The organism is Nonomuraea sp. B1E8 (assembly GCF_039871515.1).
GTDB lineage: Bacteria > Actinomycetota > Actinomycetes > Streptosporangiales > Streptosporangiaceae > Nonomuraea.
In genome coordinates this window covers 1-1,946 of record NZ_JBDPLS010000041.1, presented here as the reverse complement: position 1 = coordinate 1,946, position 1,946 = coordinate 1, and the positions used below count along the sequence as shown (strand labels likewise).

The following is a 1,946-nucleotide window of genomic DNA, read 5'->3' as shown; positions in this document are numbered from 1 at the left end:
GGTGAGTAGGCCGGGGGGATCGCACCCCCGGCCTCTCGCAGAACCGGACTTGAACCTCTCGACTCATCCGGCTCCCATCGCCCAGCCGTCAGGACGTGCGCCGAGCCTCCAGTGCGCGAACAGGCGGGGAGATCGTCGGGCGATCTCAGCCAGCCAGGCCATCGCGCGCCGTTCCCGGCGTTTGAGCCGCTTGTATTTCCGGCACGCCCAGCCCACCAGGAGCTTGTTGAGATGCCGGAGGAAGTAGAGCAACCGGGACCGGTAGAAGCGCCCGTAATAGTTGATCCATCCCTGCACGATGCTGTTGAACATGCGGGCAAGGTCGTCCAGAGACTTGTCACTGCGCCGGGACAGATGCCAGGAGCGGATCACCGCTCCCATCGCCTTCATCGCCTGCGTGCTGACCGCGGGCAAGAACGACACGAAGTGCTTGCCGTGCTTGTTCTTGGCCAGCCGGGGCCGGAACTCATAGCCCAGGAACGTGAACCGGGTGTGCTCGTGCGAGCCCGTCCGGTCGGCGTCCTTGCAGTAGATGATGCGCGTCTTGTCCGGATGCAGCTCCAGGCCGACCTGCGCCAGACGCCTTGCAATCGCGTCTCGCACGTATTCGGCCTGCCTGCGGCTGCCGCAGTGCACCACCGCGTCATCGCAGTAGCGTTCGAAGCCAAGCGCCGGGAACTCCCGAGCCAGCCAGGCGTCGAACGCGTAATGCATGAACAGGTTAGCCAGCAAAGGTGAAATCGCCGACCCCTGCGGGGTTCCGCGATCTCGGGCGACCAGAGTGCCATCCTGCCGTTGCATCGGAGCGGTCAACCACCGCTGGACATACAACAGGATCCACCGCTGATCCGGTGAAAGGTGCTTGGCGACGGCCTTGAGCACCAGGTCATGCGGCACGGTGTCGAAGAAGGCCCGGATATCCATGTCGATCACCCAGTCCTTCCTCCAGCACCGCACCCGGCACGCCCCGACCGCGTCCAGCGCCGATTTGCCCGGTCGATAGCCGTAAGAATCCGGATGGAAGATCGGTTCGACCTTCGGTTCCAGATGCATCCGCACCACCGTCTGGGCGATCCGGTCGGCCACCGTCGGTACGCCGAGCACCCGTATCCCCTTACCGCCTGGTTTGGGGATCTCCACCGCTTTCACCGGCGGCGGGAAGTACGAGCCCGAGGACAACCGGTTCCAGATCTTGTATAAGTTCCGGTCCCGGTCGGCTTCGAACTGCTCGATCGACTCCTCATCGACGCCCGCTGCCCCTTTGTTGGCCTTAACTCTCTGAAACGCTTCCCAGACCGTCCATTTGTCGATCTGAAACGGCTTGTCCTGCTGCCTGAGTTCGCTCACCTGGCTCCTCCCGGCCCTGCCCACGGGCATGCCGGTTGACCACCAAGCGACTCCGGGCGACCCGGCCCCTTGGCTCCACGCCCATTACGGCGCTTCGTCGCTACTACGAGCCGGTCCGTCCCTGCGCCTCGCCCCGGTACTCGGCCCCTTGCAGTTTCCGCTGCTTGGGGTACTCCCTTCAGCCGGGCGCTCCAACACGCGCCCGGCACCGCTGAGGCGGCAGGTTCCCACGTTCCGTACTGGCGCCTAAACCGAGCTCGCGCCACCTTGACGCCGGTCACCACCTGGCCAGTAAGCAGGCATCCGCCAGGCTCGTCCCGGGGCAACAACTGGACCCCGGTTTCGATGACGTCGCTACGCTTTCGACGTTTCATCAGTGGTTCACTCTCGTTCGCCTTCTCGGCTCGCACCTGACGCATCTCGTGCGCCTTTTCCGCGACGCTCACTACCACGGCCATTGAGCCGCAGCAGCTCGCGGTGGTTTGGGACCTCCCCCTGCAGGGCGGTCCCGGAGGGCCCAGCCTCCATCGCCAGTACAGCACCGCATCCGAAGTTTGCGATCTTCTACATCACAACCTCCATCAGCGTTCGTGGCGCAC

General features: G+C 64.5%; 1 protein-coding gene. It reads right to left on the bottom strand.

Annotation, left to right across the window (positions count from 1 at the left end):
• Positions 1-63: 63 nt before the first annotated feature.
• Positions 64-1,347: a group II intron reverse transcriptase/maturase gene (ltrA, locus tag ABGA98_RS45590; RefSeq protein ID WP_347624734.1), complete on the bottom strand. Its 1,284-nt coding sequence runs from the start codon at positions 1,345-1,347 to the stop codon at positions 64-66.
• Positions 1,348-1,946 lie beyond the last annotated feature (599 nt).